The following is a 15,980-nucleotide window of genomic DNA, read 5'->3' on the forward strand; positions in this document are numbered from 1 at the left end:
GCAGCGTCAATCACCTGTCTTTGCCAGCAATCTGTGTTGAAATGTGTATTGTTATGTTATAACGTAATTAACTCACATAATATGTAGCGGCTTCAGTCGGAAATCTTAATGAAATCAATGAAAAAATTGCTTATCGCTTCGGCGTTAGGCCTGGCTTCTTACGCCTCAATGGCGGCTGAACATCAGGATAAAACGGTGCGCATTGCGGCACCGTTTGAAATCAAAGGCGCCGATCCCGCGCTCTCCGGCGACATTTTGTTGCGAATGGATGTGGTGGAAACGCTGGTGGAAGTAAACGAACGCGCCGAGCCCATTCCGGCGCTGGCGCAAAGCTGGCAGGTATCGGCAGATGGACTGCAATGGCAATTGAATTTGCGTCCCAACGTGCGCTTCCATGATGGATCGCCATTGGATGCGGCCGCGGTGGTGAAATCACTCAACACCGCGCGCAGCAAAGCGGGTCTGCTGGATAAAACGCCGATCACCGCTATCAGCGGGGAAGGGCAACGCGTCACCATCACCTTGAGCGAACCATTTACGCCGCTGCTTTCGGTTTTAGCAGAGAGCCGTTCCCAGATTCTGGCGTTGGCTAGCTGGGGTGCGCAGGATAACATCACCCGCATCATCGGCAGCGGCCCGTTTATGCTGACGTCATTCCAGCCACCGCAATCGCTGGCAGTAAAACGTTTTGACGATTACTGGGGCGAAAAGCCGGCGATTGCGGCCGCCAGCTATCTCTCTTCCGGACGCGCCGAAACCCGCGCCTTGCTGGCGGAGAGCGGCGACGCGGATTACGTATTCAACCTGGATGCTGCCAGCCGTCAGCGTTTAGCACGCAAGCCAGCGCTACAGCTGCCCGCCATTCCGGTGCCGCGCACGCTGATGCTAAAACTGAATGCGGGCGATCCGCTGTTAGCCGAACAGCTGGTGCGTGCAGCGATCAGCATGGCGATTGACCGTAACGCGCTGGCGATGGCGGTATTGCGTTATCCAGGCGCGGCCACTCAGTTATTCCCGCCGAATATGGGTGAATGGCACAACAATGCATTGCAACCGTTGCAATTCAATCCGCAGCAGGCGGCACAGCAACTGCAGGCGGCGGGTTGGAAAATGGGTGCAGATGGCGTGTTAGCACGTAACGGCCAGCGCTTTAGTGTGACGCTGCTGACCTTCCCCGATCGTCCCGAACTGCCGCTGATGGCGATGGTTATCCAGCAGCAGCTGCGCAAAGTCGGCATTGAAGTGAAGATCAATTCCACCAACGCCAGTGAAATTCCGGCGCAGCATCACAGCAATCGTCTACAACTGGCGCTGTTTTCCCGCAACTTTGCACTCACGCCTGATCCCACCGGCACGTTACTGCAGGATTATGCGGAAAAGGGCGGCGACTGGGGCGCGATGAACTGGCATCCGGCCGGTTTTAGCGCGGCGTTGCACAGCTTAACGCAATCCACTGACTCGGCAGAACGTGCGCAGGCGCGTAACCTGATCACTGCCTCGTTACAGCAGGATCTGCCAGTGATCCCGATTGCCTGGTATCAGCAATCGGCCGCGATTAACAGCAAGCTGAAAAACGTCACGCTCGATCCGTTTGAACGCCACTTTGGTCTGCGTCAGATGCAGTGGGAGCAATGATGTTTAAACTACTTGGCTGGCGCGTAGCGCAGGCGGCTTTTGTGGTGTTGGCGGTGGGACTACTCACCTGGTTTTTGGTGCAGTCCTTGCCCGGCGATATGGCATGGCGTATTGCCAGCGGTCGTTATGGCTACGATCGGGTGGATGCCAGTGCGGTGGCGCGGGTGCAGCAGGAGCTAAGTGACTCGCTGCAGCAGGGCAGCGCGTTGCTGCACTGGCTATTCGATCTGCTGCAGTTCAACTTTGGTCGTTCGCTGGTCTCCGGCGAACCGGTGATGGATGAACTGCGCTGGCAGCTGAGTCAAACGCTGGCGCTGGCAGGTTCATCGCTTTTCCTGACGATACTGTTCACCTTGCCGCTGGGCATTTGGGCGGGATGTCACGCCAATGGCAAGCTCGACCGCGCGTTATTCTGGCTGAGCGCGCTGCTGAAATCGGTGCCGCATTTTGCGCTGGGCATGCTGCTGATTGTCCTGCTGGCGCTGCAGCTCGATTGGCTGCCCAGCGCCGGGCATGGCGAGCTGCGTCATTTTATGTTGCCATCGTTGACGCTGGCATTGTCGTTAACCGCGGTGGGCGTGCGCGTGGTGCGTGAAGCCACGTATCAGGTTGTCAGCTCGGGCTATTACCGCTGGGGCGCGCAGAAAGGATTAGCGCCCGCAACGCTATTGCGTCGTCATGGATTGCGCAACCTCGCATCGCCGGTATTGACCTGGTTCGGCATGCAGTTTGTCTGGCTGGTGGAAGGCGTGGTGGTGGTAGAAACGCTGTTTGCCTGGCCTGGCATTGGTCACGCGCTGGTGCATGCCATCTTCGCCCGCGATGTGCCGGTGATTCAGGCCAGCGCCATGACGCTCGGACTGCTGTTCGTGCTGCTGAATATGCTGGTGGATGCGTGTTGTCATCTGCTTGATCCCAGAGGAGCACGCGCATGACAATTTCATTTTCGCGTCTTATCGGCCTGCTGCTGTTGTGCTTGCTGCTTGGTTTCGCCTTCCTGCTGCCCCTGATTCATCACGGCGACCCGCTGGAACAGGATCTGCTGCAGATGCTGCACGCGCCGAGCGGCGCCAATCTTCTCGGGTTTGATCATCTTGGTCGCGACATGCTGCCGCGCCTCAGTGCCGCGTTGCGCCTTTCGCTGGGTCTCGCGGCGTTGTGTGTGATGAGCGCGCTGCTGGCGGGCGTGCTGGCTGGCATATTCAGCGCACTGTATGGCGGCTGGCTGGATCGTCTGCTCAGCATGCTCGGTGATATGTGTCTGGCGCTGCCGGGATTGCTGCTGGTGCTGCTGTTAGCGGCGATTGCGCCGGATTCTCCCGGCATGTTGTGGCTGGGGATTTCGCTGGTGCTGTGGGTGGAGTTCTTCCGCGTCACGCGCGCAACCCTGCGCCCGATTGTGCAGGCACCCGGCATGCAGGCCTCAAAGTTGCTCGGTTTTTCGGCGTTCTACCGTTTCCGCCGACACCTGTGGCCAGCGTTAGCGCCGGTATTAACCACGTTGACTCTGTTCTCGTTCAGCAGCGCCATCATGGCGGTCTCTGCGCTTGGCTTTATCAGCGTCGGCGTACGTCCGCCGACGCCAGAACTGGGTTTGATGATGACCGAACTGCTGCCGTTTGCCTGGGAAGCACCGTGGCTGCTAATGCAGCCGGTAATCGCGCTGTTTCTGCTGTTGATCAGCCTGAATCTGTTAATGAAAGAGGAGCGTAAATGAAAGGATTACAGGCTATCTGCATCAGCGTCACAACCGCCAGCGCTACGCTGGTGGAACCGGTTGATTTCACCCTGCAGCCCGGACAACCGCTTACCTTGCTGGGTGAAACCGGTTCAGGTAAAAGCCTGCTGGCACAAGCGGTCATGGGCATTTTGCCTGACGATTTACAGGCCAGCGGTACGCTAATCATCAACGAACAGCGTTTTACCCTGCCGCAGGATGCCGAATTGTTGCGTGAATTATGGGGCCGCACATTAGCGTCGCTGCCGCAGGAGCCGTGGCTGTCGCTGGATCCCACCATGTCAGTGCTGCAGCAGGTTGCGGAAGGCTATCGTTATGTACGCGGACAGGCGAAATCCACCAGCGCACTGTCGGCCCAGCGCGATTTACAGCAGCTTGGTTTACAGGACGCGGCGCCGCGTTTTTCGTGGCAACTCTCCGGCGGGATGGCGCAGCGCGCCGCCTTTGCCGCCGCACGAGCAGGTGGCGCGGAGATACTGATTGCCGATGAACCAACCAAAGGGCTGGATGTGGCGCGTCGTGACGAGGTAGCGGCCTTACTGCGCCGGGAAGTGGCCGACGGCGGCACACTGCTCACCATCACCCACGACATCGCGCTGGCCCGCCAGTTGGGCGGTGAAGTGATCGTGATGCATAAAGGGAAGGTGATTGAGCAGGGCAGGGCGGAACAGGTGTTACATGCACCGCAGCAGCGCTATACGCGTGAATTACTCGCCGCCGATCCCACCGCCTGGCCTGCACGGCAACAAACCGTTATTGGCAGCAAACCGGTGGTGAGTGCTGAGGGCATCCGCTTGCAGCGCGGCGGTAAATCGCTCGGCGTGCCGCAAAACTTCAGGCTGCACGCCGGGGAAATCGTTGGATTACACGGTGCCAGCGGCAGCGGTAAAAGTAGCTTTGGCGATGTGCTGCTCGGGCTGCTAACGCCGCAGCAAGGCAAGGTGACGCGCCATGCGGCGGTCGATGCGCTGAAATACCAGAAGATTTATCAGGATCCGTCAGCGCTGTTTCCGCCGACCCGCACGCTGGCGCAAAGCCTGGACGATGTGTTGCGCCGTCATCGCATCGCCTCCACGCGGCGGGATGCGCTGATGGAGCAATTGGCGCTGTCACCAGAACTGCTGACGCGTCGTCCCGATTCACTGTCGGGCGGCGAGCTGCAGCGCTTCTCGCTGTTGCGCGTGATGCTGCTGGATCCGGTATTTCTGTTTGCCGATGAACCTACATCGCGTCTGGATCCGCTGGTGCAGCAGCAAACCATCCAGCTCATCACCTCACTGGCGCGCGAGCAACAGTGCGCGGTGTTGCTGGTGAGCCACGATCGCGATCTGCTGGAAAAGGGCACGCATCGTATGATCGCGATGGAGGCGGTCGCTTAACGTTCTGGCGGCAGTCTATCGCCGTGACCGAGTGAACGCTGCATCACTACGGTATCCAGCCAGCGGTCATGTTTGAATCCCACCGATTTCATTACACCGGTGTGCTCAAAACCGAGCGCCCGGTGTAATCCCAGCGATCCGGCATTCGCGCTATCGCCAACAATCGCGATAATTTGGCGAAATCCCGCCGCTTCTGCCAGCGCAATGGCTTTTTGCAACAGTGCGCGACCAATGCCTCTGCCGGTTTGCTGCTGATCGAGGTAAATCGAATCCTCCAGCGTGAAGCGATAGGCATAACGCGGGCGATACGGCGCCAGATAGCAGTAACCCAGCACCTGATCATCCTCCTGTGCCACCAGCCAAAAACCGCCGCGCTGCTGCACATCCTGCACGCGATTCTGCATTTCGCTCGCCGAAGGTGGTTCTGTTTCAAAGGTCGCGGTGCCGTGCAGCACATGCCAGGCGTAGATTTTCTGAATGGCAGCGGCGTGATGAGGTCGGGCGGGAATAATGTCCATATGTTCCTGATTCTTAGCGGCGAAAACCACAGCATGCCACCGCGCCGCACGTGAATCATCGGGTTTAATAATAGGAAATTCTGATGGCTGATCCGCTAATCGCTTTTGGGACGAAACGTATCATCACAAATCTTCGTGGGTAGTACCCTGTACGAAAATTTACTGGAAAACAGTACGGGGTACGACTAAAGTGAGCATTAGCTATCTGGAGTTTATCGAAACTCGCGTTTTCTCTAAGGCGCGCAAAGTATTACTTGAAGATGATGACGAATTTCACGAATTGCAGTGTTATTTACTTGATCATCACGACTTAGGTAACACGATTAAAGACACCGGCGGTTGTAAGAAAATCCGCTGGAGTCGCTCAGGCATGGGCAAGCAAGGTGGCACACGAATTATTTATTTCACCAGACTGCTGTCGGGAAGAATTTATTTACTGCTCATCTACCCTAAAAACGTTAAAGACGATTTAAACGAGGATGAAAAGGCGATGCTTAAAGTTTTCACAAGGCAAATCAATTTGTAACTCTGCCATTGTCAGGATGGGATAATTTATGGACAAACAACTGTTTAACGATTTACTTGAAAGCATGCAGGAGATGGTCGCGATTGAGAAAGGGCAAGAAATCCCTGAAACAATCCGCGTCCACCGTCATGCGCTACCCGATGTAAAACTCATCAGAAAAAATGCGGGTCTTAAGCAAGCTGAGTTTGCTGATGCGATGGGTGTCAGTGTGGATTTGATTCGCAGCTGGGAGCAGCAGCGCCGAAACCCAACGGGCCCAGCCTTAAAAATGCTTTATTTAATTGAACAGCAGCCACTTTTGATTAACGCCCTGCGAGCAATCTAAAGATGCCAATGGTCAGGTCGCCATTTATGGCGACCTGACCAACCTTTGCTCAATTCTGCTCCGACAGCTGCACCGCCATGGTATCCGCCTCTAAGGCTTCGAACACATGCGGTTCGTCAGCGGGATAGCAAATGTAGTCGCCGGGATGCAGTTCGACCGGCGCATCGCGCGGCCCAACCAGCGCCCGGCCACGCGCGATAATCACATGCTCCACCGAGCCCGGCGGATGCGGTTTTGAATCGCGCGGCGCGCCCGGTTGGCTGGTGACCAGATAGAGATCGCGGCGTCCGCCGGGCGGGCAGCTTGCCAGCAAAGCTGCTTGATAATCCGCCATTTCCGCCGAGACGATCATGCCTTCGCCACGGCGAATTACCTGCAATCGCTTCACTTCCGGCTCCATCAAACGCGCGAAAGGAATGTTCAGCGCCACACACAGCGCCCACAACGTTTCAAGGCTGGGATTGCCATTGCCCGCTTCGAGCTGCGACAGCGTAGATTTGGCGATGCCGGCACGACGCGCCACCTCTGTCAGTGAAAGCCCCGCGCGCTGACGTTCGCGCAGTAATCCGACAGCAATAATATCAATTGGCGTGGTCAAACCCTCTCCTGTTCTTTATATCGAACGATTTGTTCGTCTTGTAAAACGATTCTTGCGCGTTCATTATAACGGCTTTCCTGTTCGATATGAGATCAAATTGTGATGCGTCTGGGTGCAGTACCGCTTGATCGCGGAATAATAAAAGCCATTTTCCTGGTTTGTCTTGCCGACGGCATTGTCGGGCTCTCTTACGGTTCGCTGGCGGCAGCGGAAGGGTTTCCGCTGTGGGTGCCGATTGCACTATCAACGCTGGTGCTGGCGGGCGCGTCGGAATTCCTGTTTATCGGCATCGTGGCTGGCGGCGGCAGTCCGTTAACGGCGGCGGCGGCGGGTTTGCTGGTCAACGCGCGTCATCTGCCGTTTGGCATTGCGGTGAAAGATCTGGTTGGTAAAGGCAGCCGCAGTTTGTTGGGATGTCACATCATGAATGATGAAAGCGTGGTGTTTGGTATTTCCCAGCAAAAACTGGCGCAACGTCGTGCCGCGTACTGGATTTGCGGATTAGGTATTTTCACCATCTGGCCGCTGTCGGTCATTGGCGGTGCGGTGATCGGGCGCTTCATTCCCGACGTATCGGCCATTGGTCTGGATGCGGTGTTCCCAGCGATCCTGATTGCCCTGATATTCCCGGCGCTGCGTCAGCGTCGTACGCTGATCCCCGCTACGCTCGGCACCACGCTGTCTGTGCTGGCGACACCGTTTGTGCCAGCGGGCATGCCGGTGCTGTTTTCACTGCTGGGATTACTGAGCTGGCGGGAGCGTAAAAATGCAAAATAATCTGATCATTGGCGGCATCGCGCTGCTGGCGGTAGGCACTTATGCGATTCGTTTCGCCGGTTATCGCCTGGGCAGCCGCATGCAGATGTCGGATCGCGCACGCAATATGCTATCCGATGCTGCCACCGTTTTGCTGCTGGCGGTGGCCGTTACCACCGCGCTGTTTGAAGGCACGCATTTTGCCGGCGTGGCGCGCATCGCCGGCGTGCTGTTTGCGGTGTTTTTGGCCTGGCGGCGCGCACCGCTAATCCTGGTGATTATCGGTGCCGCACTAATGACCGCGTTGCTACGTTACTTCGGCGTGCCCTGATCGCGCCAGGTTTGCGCGCGTAATTCATATACCAAACTGGCGGGCGCGCCCGGGACATCGTGAACCTGGCCGTAACAGCGCAGTCCCGCCTTTTCCAGGACCTGCTGTGATGCAATATGATCCTGACGCACCGCCGCATCAATAATCGGAAGCTGGCATTCATCGAAGCCATAAGCGATAACCCTTCGTGCAAACTCCGTGGCGAAACCTTTTCCCCACGCCTCTTTCGCCAGACGATAGCCAAGATTGTTTACCGGCTTGCCAGCAAACTCGCGCACCGATAAACCACCAAATCCGATAACCTCATCCGGCTGTTCCCGCAGGCAAATTGCCCAGTTACCAAAGGGAAAGGATTGCCAGTGTGCCAGCCAGCGATTTAACACCTCCTCTGCAAAGGCTAAATCGGGAAACGGACCCGCCGGATTGAACATATTGGTAGCGGGATCGCCGTAGATGGCAAACAGGCGCTGAACATCGGTGGGTTCAACCGGACGAAGAAACAAACGTGATGAAGTGAGTTGCATTGTCGTAACCTTTTGTAGCCGAGATCGGCGTTATCTTCCTGATGAGTTTTGTTACTGTGATACTCCACGGATTACTAGCATAGAGGAAAACGTATGAAACCGCGTTTAGCCCGCTGTGATGAAACGGCCACGTTGTGGCGCATCCGCAACCTTGCCATTCGCCACGGTTGCCGGGCCGTTTATCCCGCTGATGTTATCAGCGCATGGACACCCGATGCGTTACCGTCCGGCTATTTCGAGGCGGTCAGAAGCCATCCGTTTTATGTGGTTGAGGATGCTGAATATGGCGTGGCCGCGACCGGATTTCTCGACTTGCACAACGGCAGCGTTGAAGCGATCTTCACGCTGCCCGCCTGCAACGGCAAAGGTTATGCCAGCGCCATCATGCAGGCAATCATCGATGAAGCGCGTCAGCGGGGTTTTGATAAACTGACACTCGCCGCCACGCCCAACGCGAGCGGCTTTTATCTGCGCCACGGTTTTCGTGTGGTGCGTGAGACGCTTTATCCCTCGGCGCTGGCACAAGCCGATCTTCCCTGCGTCGAAATGGTACGCAAGCTTTAAGGCTAAAATGAAAAAAAGTGAAAACAACAAGGACGGCGCGAATATGGTCATTAATTGCGTAGCGTATCGCCACGGTAAGCGTGAAGAGCATGTCGACATCGCTGATATTAGTGAAGTATTAAAAGAAGAGAAATCCTTTGTCTGGATGGGTTTGTACCAACCCGAACCGGCCTTTATGCAGACGCTGCAGCAGGAGTTCAGCCTGCACGAACTGGCGATTGAAGATGCGCTGGTGGCGCATCAGCGACCAAAGATTGAGCAGTACGGCGATTCGGTATTTATTGTGGTAAAAACCGCGCACATGGACGATTTGCAGCGCATCACCTTTGGCGAAACCCACTTCTTCCTTGGCAAAAACTTCCTGATCACCGTGCGTCACGGTTCATCGGAAGGTTATGCCGACATCCGCACCAAAGCCGAAAAGAACCACGCATTACTGTGTGAAGGTCCGGGTTATGCGCTCTATTGCATCCTCGATTTCATCGTCGATAACTACAGCAAAATCACCGAATCACTTAACGATCGCATTGGCGGGCTGGAACAGGGCATGTTCACCACGCGTTTTGACAGCGACGCGCTGCAAAACGTTTATCATCTGCGCCGTGAACTGCTGGCGCTACGCAATGCGGCGCTGCCGGTTACGGAAATCTGCCAGCAGCTGGTGCGCTTCCACGAAGATATCATCCCGAAAAATCTGCGCGCCTATCTGCGTGACGTACAGGACCACGCGCATCACGTGATGATTGATGCGGAAGACATGCGCGAAATGCTCACCAGCGCGATGCAGGTGAATCTGGCGCTGGTGTCGGTGCAGCAAAGCGAAGTAAACAAAAAGCTCGCCGGTTGGGGGGCGATCCTGATTGTGCCCACCATCATTTTCAGTATGTACGGCATGAACTTCCCCGATATGCCGGAGTTGCACACGCACTTTGGCTATCCCGCCGTGGTGGGCATTACTGTTGTTATCTGCTGCGTGATGTGGTGGCGGCTGAAAAAGGCCGGTTGGCTTTAACCGCTGAATGCCTGCATTTTTTACAACTTCCTGCGATCTGGAGCGAAAGATGTCCTTTAATATTGGTCTGCTGCTGTTCCCCAACCTCACGCAGCTCGATCTCACCGGTCCGTGGGAAGTGTTTGCCCGCATGCCCAACGCTAACAATTATCTGATTTGGAAAGATCGCCAGCCGGTGATGTCGGATCGCGGGCTGGCGATCGTATCCACCGTAACTTTTAACGATTGCCCACAACTCGATTTGATCTGCATTCCTGGCGGTCCCGGACAAATTGCGCTGATGGACGATGACGAAACGCTGGATTTTGTCCGTCGTATGGCGGAGAACGCAAAGTGGATAACTTCAGTGTGTACCGGTTCGCTGGTGTTAGGTGCTGCGGGATTGTTGCAGGGATATCGCGCGACGTCGCATTGGGGTTCGCTTGATCAACTGAGCTTGCTCGGTGCCACGCCGGTAGCCGAACGCGTTGTGCGCGATCGCAACCGCATCACTGGCGCGGGCGTCACCTCGGGCATTGATTTTGCGTTAACCGTAGCGGAAGAGCTGCTTGGACGTGAAATTGCGGAAAATATCCAGCTGCAGATGGAGTACGATCCGGCGCCGCCATTCCATTCAGGTTCACCGCGCAGCGCCTCGCCGCAGCGTTTGGCCGAGGCAAAAAGCCAGATGCAGGATTTTATTGCTCGCCGGCGTGCGGCGACAGAAAGTGCCGCTGCGCGGCTCAAGCGCGAGGAGTGAAAGCTGGCGATTTCAGCCTGAAATCGCCACGGTTGTTACTGCTTAATGTGCGCTGGCAGTAGGGCGCACGGTGATTTCACTGGTATCCACTTCGCCAGGTTGATCGATGGCCCAACTCACCGCTTTGGCAATCGCTGCTGGCTGAAGCGCGATCTGGCGATAGCTTTTCATCGCTTCACGCGCGGTGCTATCGGTGATGCTATCCGCCAGTTCAGATTCGACTACGCCGGGATTGATCACCGTAACCCGCAGATGTTGCGACTCCTGACGCAGGCCATCGGAAATCGCGCGTACGGCGAATTTAGTCGCGCAGTAAACGGCGGCGGTCGGCGAAACGGTTAGCGCGCCAACCGAGGCGATATTAATAATGTGACCAAACTGCTGTGCTTGCATGGTGGGCAGCACCGCCGCAATGCCATACAGCACGCCGCGAACATTGACGTCGAGCATCAAGTCCCATTCATCGACTTTCATTGAACTCATGGGTGATAGCGGCATGACGCCGGCATTGTTGATCATCACATCAATACGGCCATATTTTTCCCGTGCAAAATCGGCCAGCTGCTGGATATCAGCGCGTTGGGTGACGTCGGTGGCGAGATAATCCACGTTCGCGCCGCCAAAGCGCAGCGCTTCACTCAACGCTTGCAGACGATCGGTGCGGCGCGCGCCAAGCACCAGTTGATGACCTTGCTGCGCCAGATGACGTGTAATGCCTTCGCCTATGCCGCTGCTGGCACCTGTCAAAATAATCACTTTCTTCGCTGTGTTCATGATGCATTCCTCGTTGAATTGACGAGGCTATTGTTGATAAATCACGCAGTGCGCAACAGACCGGATTGTGGCGCATCTTTGCCTGATCCTCTCGCGTGCATTGTGCAAACAGCAGCTTGATGGCTATGCTTTGCCTGAATATCTCAGTGGAAATTATTTATGTCGCAATCCGTGCAACAGCGCACCTGCGCTTTACTCAGCCAGCTGGCGCGTCAGGAAGGCTATACCGAATCACTGCTTGATAGCGTGCGCTTTATGCGTGCCGATCGGCAGTGGGCGCGCACGCCGGTACTGTATGAGCCGAGCATCATTATTATTTGCCAGGGATCAAAACGAGCTTTCCTCGCCGACAAGATGTATCGCTATGATGCGCAGCACTATCTGGTGTTGTCAGTGCCGCTGCCGTTTTCTGCCGAGACGGAAGCCACATCAGAAGAGCCGCTGCTGGGCATCGCGATTCGTCTGGATGTTGCCATGGTGGCGCGGCTGGCCATCAGTGAATTGGCGGTAACCGCTGCGCCGGCGGGCATCATCTCTACACCAATCAATGAAACCCTGGCGGAGAGCACACTGCGTTTACTGGAAGCGTTGAGCGATCCGCTTGAAGCCAAAGTGTTGGGGCCTGCGCGGGTCGAGGAGATCTGTTTTCGCGTATTAATGGGCGAGCAGGGTGGCGCGGTGCGTGCAGCGTTAACTTATCAAGGCCATTTTGGTCGTATCGCGCGGGCTTTGCAGCGTATACATGCCGACTGGCGTCAGCCGCTGGATATACCGCATCTGGCGAATGAAGCCGGGATGAGCGTGACGCGCTTCCATCTGCATTTCAAAACGGTGACGCAAACCTCGCCGATTCAATATCTAAAATCGCTGCGATTGCATCAGGCGCGTCTGATGATGATCCGCGACAATCTTACCGCCGCAGGTGCCGCAGCGCGTGTCGGCTATGAAAGTGATTCGCAGTTTAATCGTGAGTTCAAAAGGCTGTTTGGTCGCAGTCCGGGAGAAGAGGCGCGGGAGATGAAGCGGGCGTTTGAGTTGTTACCGCCGGAACAGCTGTCCGGCCGATTACAGGCGCATTAGCTTAGCGAATGCTCATGATGGCGACGACCATCAAAATCCAGAATACCGCGCAGCCGGTAAACATCATTTGCCAAACTACACGGCGTTCAACTGTCAGAAAAGAAGAGAAACGTGAACGTAAAATCGATTGCATAGCGACCTCAAATCAGAATTTAAGAAGAAAGTTTGTTGGCTGAAGTAAGAAATCCCTGTCAGCGGATAAGACTATTCTGACTCTGTAGAGGTAAGAATTCGACGAGACCAGTCTTGTTTTTGGTCTGGAATGTAAACCATAAATAAAAGAAAAGCCGCACAGGGTGCTGATCCCTGAGCGGCTGAACACTACGCATTTACTCGCTAAACGTTGCGCGTCACGCCACCATCAACACGAATATTCTGAGCGGTAATATAGGCTGCGCCAGGTGAAGCCAAAAAGGCGATGGTCGCCGCCACTTCTTTAGACGTACCGTAACGCTGTAATGGCACGCTATCCCGACGTTCATCGGTTTTCGGCAAGCTGTCGATCCAGCCGGGCAGCACATTGTTGATGCGGATGTTATCGGCCGCGTAGGCATCAGCAAAGATTTTGGTGAAGGATGCCAGGCCGGCGCGGAACACCGCTGAGGTCGGGAACATATCGGTTGGCTCAAACGTCCAAGCGGAGGAGATGTTGATAATGCTGCCGCCGCCTTGTTTCTGCATAATTGGCGTGACCAGACGCGTGGCGCGTACCACATTTAAAAAATAGGTTTCCATGCCAAGCTGCCACTGCTCATCGGTTAACGCCAAAATCGGCGCGCGCGGACCATGACCGGCGCTGTTCACCAGCACATCTATTCGGCCCCAGCGCGCCAGCGTTTGATCCACCAGCTTCTGCAGATCCGCTACCGACTGATTAGAACCGGTCACGCCCAAACCGCCCAGACGCTCCGCCAGCGCTTCACCTTTGCCGGAGGAGGAGAGGATTGCCACTTTATAGCCATCGCTTGCCAGTTTCTCAGCTGCTGCTGCTCCCATGCCGCTGCCACCGGCGACGATTATTGCAACTTTTTCTACTGTCATCATTGATCTTCCTGTTAATTAAAAATCGATTAAAACCAGTATAAAAGGTAATTTTGGCAGCAGAGAGTCAGTCTATTTGCCAATTGACGATAGGAAAACTACAGGATGAGTCAGGGATTCAGTGAACTACCGCCGCTCAATGGGTTGAAAGTCTTTGAAGCGGTGACGCGCCATCTTAACTTTCGCCTGGCGGCGGAAGAGTTAGGCGTCACACAGGGCGCGGTGGCGCAGCAAATTCGTGCTCTGGAAGCCAGCCTTGGACTGAAATTGTTTGATCGATTGCCGCGCACGCTGGCGCTGACCGGCGCGGGTGCGGGCTATGCGGTCAGCATTCGTCAGGCATTTGAATTGATCGATGAAGCCACGCGCACGCTGCGACCAGAACCGAATCGCTTAACGCTGAGCGTTACACCTACCTTTGCCAGCCGCTGGATGCTGCCGCGTTTACCGGGCTTTACCACCGCATGGCCGGATATCGATCTGCGCGTGTTGGCTTCTGAGCGACTGGTGCAGTTTCATCATGAAGGCGTCGATTTAGCGGTGCGTTATGGCAGGCCACCGTTTGGCGCGGGTCTTGATGCCACTTTGCTGTTTAGCCAAACGGTATTAGCGGTGGTGAGTCCTGCGCTGTTAGCCGAGCTTGGCGATCCGGCAGCAAGCGACAACTGTCAGCGCTACGTCTTATTGCACGATGGTCACCATCTTTGGCCAGCATTTCTCGCGTTTACCCTCCCGAATTTATCGCTGCATCATCAGCATCACCTGCGTTTCAATCAAACCGCGCTGGCGCTGGAAGCGGCGATCAGCGGGCAGGGTATTGCGCTCACCAGCCCGCATTTCGTGCAGAACGATCTCGCCAGCGGACGGTTGGTGCCCGCGTTTACGCAGCAAATGACCCTGGATGCCGGTTGGTATCTGGTGTGGCCGCGCCGTCCGCGCCAGCAGGCGCCGGTGATGGCGGTGCGCGATTGGCTTTTAGCGCAGGTTAGCGGCTGATATTTGTTCAATAACGAAATCAGTAAAACTGATGATTCACGCAGGATCATGAATGTTATAACTGCTTAATGATGCAGACATGGGGTTTTATCCTGTCAAGGCAGTGAATTAGCAAAATATCGCGAAAATTCAGCAAGTAAAGCAACGGATTGCGCGTTGCATTCTGTCGGGGGGTGTGAATAAATACGAAGTCAATTTTAATAAAAATGCCATAAAGGCCAGGTTTACGCCTGAAAAAGATCTTTGCATATGACCGATCATAAAGATGTTTTAGCCAGGGACATCAGCGCCAAAAGTGAAAGCATGCAGGCGCATCTCATCGCCATCCGCCGTGATATACACGCGCATCCGGAGCTGGGTTTCGACACCGTCCGCACCGCCCACATCGTTGAGCAGGAACTGCTGCGCCTGGATCTGACGCCGCAAACCGGCGTTGGCAGAAGTGGCGTGATGGTTGATATTGTCGGCGCGCATCCCGGTAAAACCGTGCTGTTACGCGCGGATATGGATGCGTTGCCAATCCACGAACAAACCGGCTTACCTTTCAGCAGCCAATATCCCGGCAAAATGCACGCCTGCGGCCACGATATTCACACCGCGACGATGCTCGGCGTGGCGGCGATAGTGCCGCACTATCGCGCGCAGCTGCATGGCACGTTACGTTTGATTTTCCAGCCAGCAGAAGAGACGCCCGATAGCGGGGCCGAAGCGATGATCGCTGATGGCGCGGCAGATGGCGTCGAACTGGCCATCACGCTGCACAACAAACCGGAACTGGCCGCCGGTGAAATCGGCCTAACGCGCGGCGCCAGCACCGCTTCCAGCGATGAGTTTGATGTGGTAGTGCACGGTAAATCAACGCACGCGGCCCGTCCGCACATGGGAACCGATCCGATCATTGCTGCCGTCAATCTGGTAAGCCAGCTGCAAACCATTATTTCGCGCGAACTCGATCCCGCCAATTCAGCGGTGCTGACCATCGGCCATATTCATGGCGGCACCACTCACAATATTATTTCCGATAGCTGCCTGATTCAGGGCACAGTGCGCGCCAAATCACCGGCGGTGCGTGCGCACATTGAAGAGGCGTTCAAACGTATCTGCGCGGGCGTCGCGCTGTCGCTGAATGTGCGCGTTGAGGTCAATTATCAGCGCGGTGTACCGCCGTTGATGAACGACGATGCGTTGATTGATGTGCTGGAACCGATTTTGTCGCATCAGTTTGGTAAAGCGATCATCGCCAAACCAAGCGCCAGCTTTGGTGCCGAAGATTTCTCGCTGTTTACCGAGCGCGCGCCAGGTTGCCAGATCCACATTGGATCCGGCGCACCGGGACGCGACGACCATCTGCATAATTCGGATTACCAACCCGACGAGCGCAGTATCCATGCCGGCACGCAGGCATTAGCCCGTTTAGCCATTGATTTACTCTCAAAATAACGAA

General features: G+C 55.7%; 20 protein-coding genes. 14 read left to right on the top strand and 6 right to left on the bottom strand.

Annotation, left to right across the window (positions count from 1 at the left end):
- Positions 1 to 108: 108 nt before the first annotated feature.
- From FCN45_RS21170 to FCN45_RS21185, 4 genes are read left to right on the top strand one after another with little or no spacing between them, the layout of a single operon-like run.
- Positions 109 to 1,635 carry an ABC transporter substrate-binding protein gene (locus tag FCN45_RS21170; RefSeq protein WP_137387159.1) on the top strand — a complete coding sequence of 509 codons (1,527 nt, stop codon included), beginning with the start codon at positions 109 to 111 and terminating at the stop codon, positions 1,633 to 1,635.
- Positions 1,635 to 2,570, top strand: coding sequence for an ABC transporter permease (locus FCN45_RS21175; RefSeq protein WP_137387436.1), 936 nt, complete (start codon positions 1,635 to 1,637; stop codon positions 2,568 to 2,570). Before FCN45_RS21170 ends, FCN45_RS21175 begins: the two co-directional genes overlap by 1 nt.
- On the top strand, positions 2,567 to 3,352 hold the full coding sequence (locus FCN45_RS21180) for an ABC transporter permease (protein WP_137387160.1): 786 nt from the start codon (positions 2,567 to 2,569) through the stop codon (positions 3,350 to 3,352). The genes FCN45_RS21175 and FCN45_RS21180 overlap by 4 nt, the downstream gene beginning before the upstream one ends.
- On the top strand, positions 3,349 to 4,752 hold the full coding sequence (locus tag FCN45_RS21185; RefSeq protein WP_137387161.1) for an ABC transporter ATP-binding protein: 1,404 nt from the start codon (positions 3,349 to 3,351) through the stop codon (positions 4,750 to 4,752). Before FCN45_RS21180 ends, FCN45_RS21185 begins: the two co-directional genes overlap by 4 nt.
- On the opposite strand, the gene FCN45_RS21190 is transcribed toward FCN45_RS21185, so the two are convergent.
- Positions 4,749 to 5,270, bottom strand: a complete 522-nt coding sequence (locus FCN45_RS21190; protein ID WP_137387162.1) for a GNAT family N-acetyltransferase — start codon at positions 5,268 to 5,270, stop codon at positions 4,749 to 4,751. The genes FCN45_RS21185 and FCN45_RS21190 overlap by 4 nt on opposite strands.
- A 190-nt stretch (positions 5,271 to 5,460) precedes the next feature.
- Here FCN45_RS21190 and FCN45_RS21195 point away from each other — a divergent pair, with 190 nt between their 5' ends.
- Entirely contained in the window at positions 5,461 to 5,796 is a 336-nt protein-coding gene (locus FCN45_RS21195) for a type II toxin-antitoxin system RelE/ParE family toxin (protein ID WP_371419607.1), read from the top strand.
- Positions 5,797 to 5,824: 28 nt separating this feature from the next.
- Positions 5,825 to 6,121, top strand: coding sequence for a NadS family protein (gene nadS, locus FCN45_RS21200; protein ID WP_137387163.1), 297 nt, complete (start codon positions 5,825 to 5,827; stop codon positions 6,119 to 6,121).
- Positions 6,122 to 6,170: 49 nt separating this feature from the next.
- Here the strand turns inward: nadS and FCN45_RS21205 are convergent, their stop codons facing one another.
- Positions 6,171 to 6,719, bottom strand: coding sequence for a helix-turn-helix domain-containing protein (locus FCN45_RS21205; protein ID WP_061719009.1), 549 nt, complete (start codon positions 6,717 to 6,719; stop codon positions 6,171 to 6,173).
- A 102-nt stretch (positions 6,720 to 6,821) separates the two neighbouring features.
- On the opposite strand from FCN45_RS21205, the gene FCN45_RS21210 reads away from it, so the two are divergent.
- A complete protein-coding gene (locus tag FCN45_RS21210; RefSeq protein ID WP_137387164.1) occupies positions 6,822 to 7,496 on the top strand; it encodes an AzlC family ABC transporter permease in 675 nt (224 codons plus the stop codon).
- Positions 7,486 to 7,806 (top strand): AzlD domain-containing protein, encoded by a 321-nt coding sequence (locus tag FCN45_RS21215; RefSeq protein ID WP_137387165.1) that lies wholly within the window; start codon positions 7,486 to 7,488, stop codon positions 7,804 to 7,806. The genes FCN45_RS21210 and FCN45_RS21215 overlap by 11 nt, the downstream gene beginning before the upstream one ends.
- Here FCN45_RS21215 and FCN45_RS21220 read toward each other — a convergent pair.
- Positions 7,788 to 8,330: a GNAT family N-acetyltransferase gene (locus FCN45_RS21220; protein ID WP_137387166.1), complete on the bottom strand. Its 543-nt coding sequence runs from the start codon at positions 8,328 to 8,330 to the stop codon at positions 7,788 to 7,790. The genes FCN45_RS21215 and FCN45_RS21220 overlap by 19 nt on opposite strands.
- Before the next feature lie 93 nt (positions 8,331 to 8,423).
- Here FCN45_RS21220 and FCN45_RS21225 point away from each other — a divergent pair, with 93 nt between their 5' ends.
- From FCN45_RS21225 to FCN45_RS21235, 3 genes are read left to right on the top strand one after another with little or no spacing between them, the layout of a single operon-like run.
- Positions 8,424 to 8,894 carry a GNAT family N-acetyltransferase gene (locus FCN45_RS21225; protein ID WP_137387167.1) on the top strand — a complete coding sequence of 157 codons (471 nt, stop codon included), beginning with the start codon at positions 8,424 to 8,426 and terminating at the stop codon, positions 8,892 to 8,894.
- A 43-nt stretch (positions 8,895 to 8,937) separates the two neighbouring features.
- Positions 8,938 to 9,906, top strand: a complete 969-nt coding sequence (corA, locus tag FCN45_RS21230) for a magnesium/cobalt transporter CorA (RefSeq protein ID WP_101761767.1) — start codon at positions 8,938 to 8,940, stop codon at positions 9,904 to 9,906.
- Between the two features lie 49 nt (positions 9,907 to 9,955).
- On the top strand, positions 9,956 to 10,645 hold the full coding sequence (locus FCN45_RS21235) for a DJ-1/PfpI family protein (RefSeq protein ID WP_137387168.1): 690 nt from the start codon (positions 9,956 to 9,958) through the stop codon (positions 10,643 to 10,645).
- A 42-nt stretch (positions 10,646 to 10,687) separates the two neighbouring features.
- On the opposite strand, the gene FCN45_RS21240 is transcribed toward FCN45_RS21235, so the two are convergent.
- Positions 10,688 to 11,419 carry an SDR family oxidoreductase gene (locus tag FCN45_RS21240; protein ID WP_137387169.1) on the bottom strand — a complete coding sequence of 244 codons (732 nt, stop codon included), beginning with the start codon at positions 11,417 to 11,419 and terminating at the stop codon, positions 10,688 to 10,690.
- A 159-nt stretch (positions 11,420 to 11,578) separates the two neighbouring features.
- Between FCN45_RS21240 and FCN45_RS21245 the strand changes: the two genes are divergently transcribed.
- Complete coding sequence (locus FCN45_RS21245) at positions 11,579 to 12,499, top strand: AraC family transcriptional regulator (RefSeq protein WP_137387170.1); 921 nt, start codon at positions 11,579 to 11,581, stop codon at positions 12,497 to 12,499.
- Position 12,500: 1 nt separating this feature from the next.
- On the opposite strand, the gene FCN45_RS23835 is transcribed toward FCN45_RS21245, so the two are convergent.
- Positions 12,501 to 12,632, bottom strand: a complete 132-nt coding sequence (locus FCN45_RS23835) for a hypothetical protein (protein ID WP_255421535.1) — start codon at positions 12,630 to 12,632, stop codon at positions 12,501 to 12,503.
- 203 nt (positions 12,633 to 12,835) lie between these two features.
- Positions 12,836 to 13,540: an SDR family oxidoreductase gene (locus FCN45_RS21250; protein ID WP_137387438.1), complete on the bottom strand. Its 705-nt coding sequence runs from the start codon at positions 13,538 to 13,540 to the stop codon at positions 12,836 to 12,838.
- Positions 13,541 to 13,645: 105 nt separating this feature from the next.
- Here FCN45_RS21250 and FCN45_RS21255 point away from each other — a divergent pair, with 105 nt between their 5' ends.
- Both FCN45_RS21255 and FCN45_RS21260 read left to right on the top strand, forming a co-directional pair.
- Positions 13,646 to 14,536: a LysR substrate-binding domain-containing protein gene (locus FCN45_RS21255; RefSeq protein WP_137387171.1), complete on the top strand. Its 891-nt coding sequence runs from the start codon at positions 13,646 to 13,648 to the stop codon at positions 14,534 to 14,536.
- A gap of 249 nt (positions 14,537 to 14,785) precedes the next feature.
- Positions 14,786 to 15,976 carry a M20 family metallopeptidase gene (locus tag FCN45_RS21260; RefSeq protein WP_137387172.1) on the top strand — a complete coding sequence of 397 codons (1,191 nt, stop codon included), beginning with the start codon at positions 14,786 to 14,788 and terminating at the stop codon, positions 15,974 to 15,976.
- Positions 15,977 to 15,980: the final 4 nt, after the last annotated feature.

The sequence above is a fragment of the Pantoea sp. SO10 genome, assembly GCF_005281435.1.
Taxonomy (GTDB): Bacteria; Pseudomonadota; Gammaproteobacteria; order Enterobacterales; family Enterobacteriaceae; genus Pantoea; species Pantoea leporis.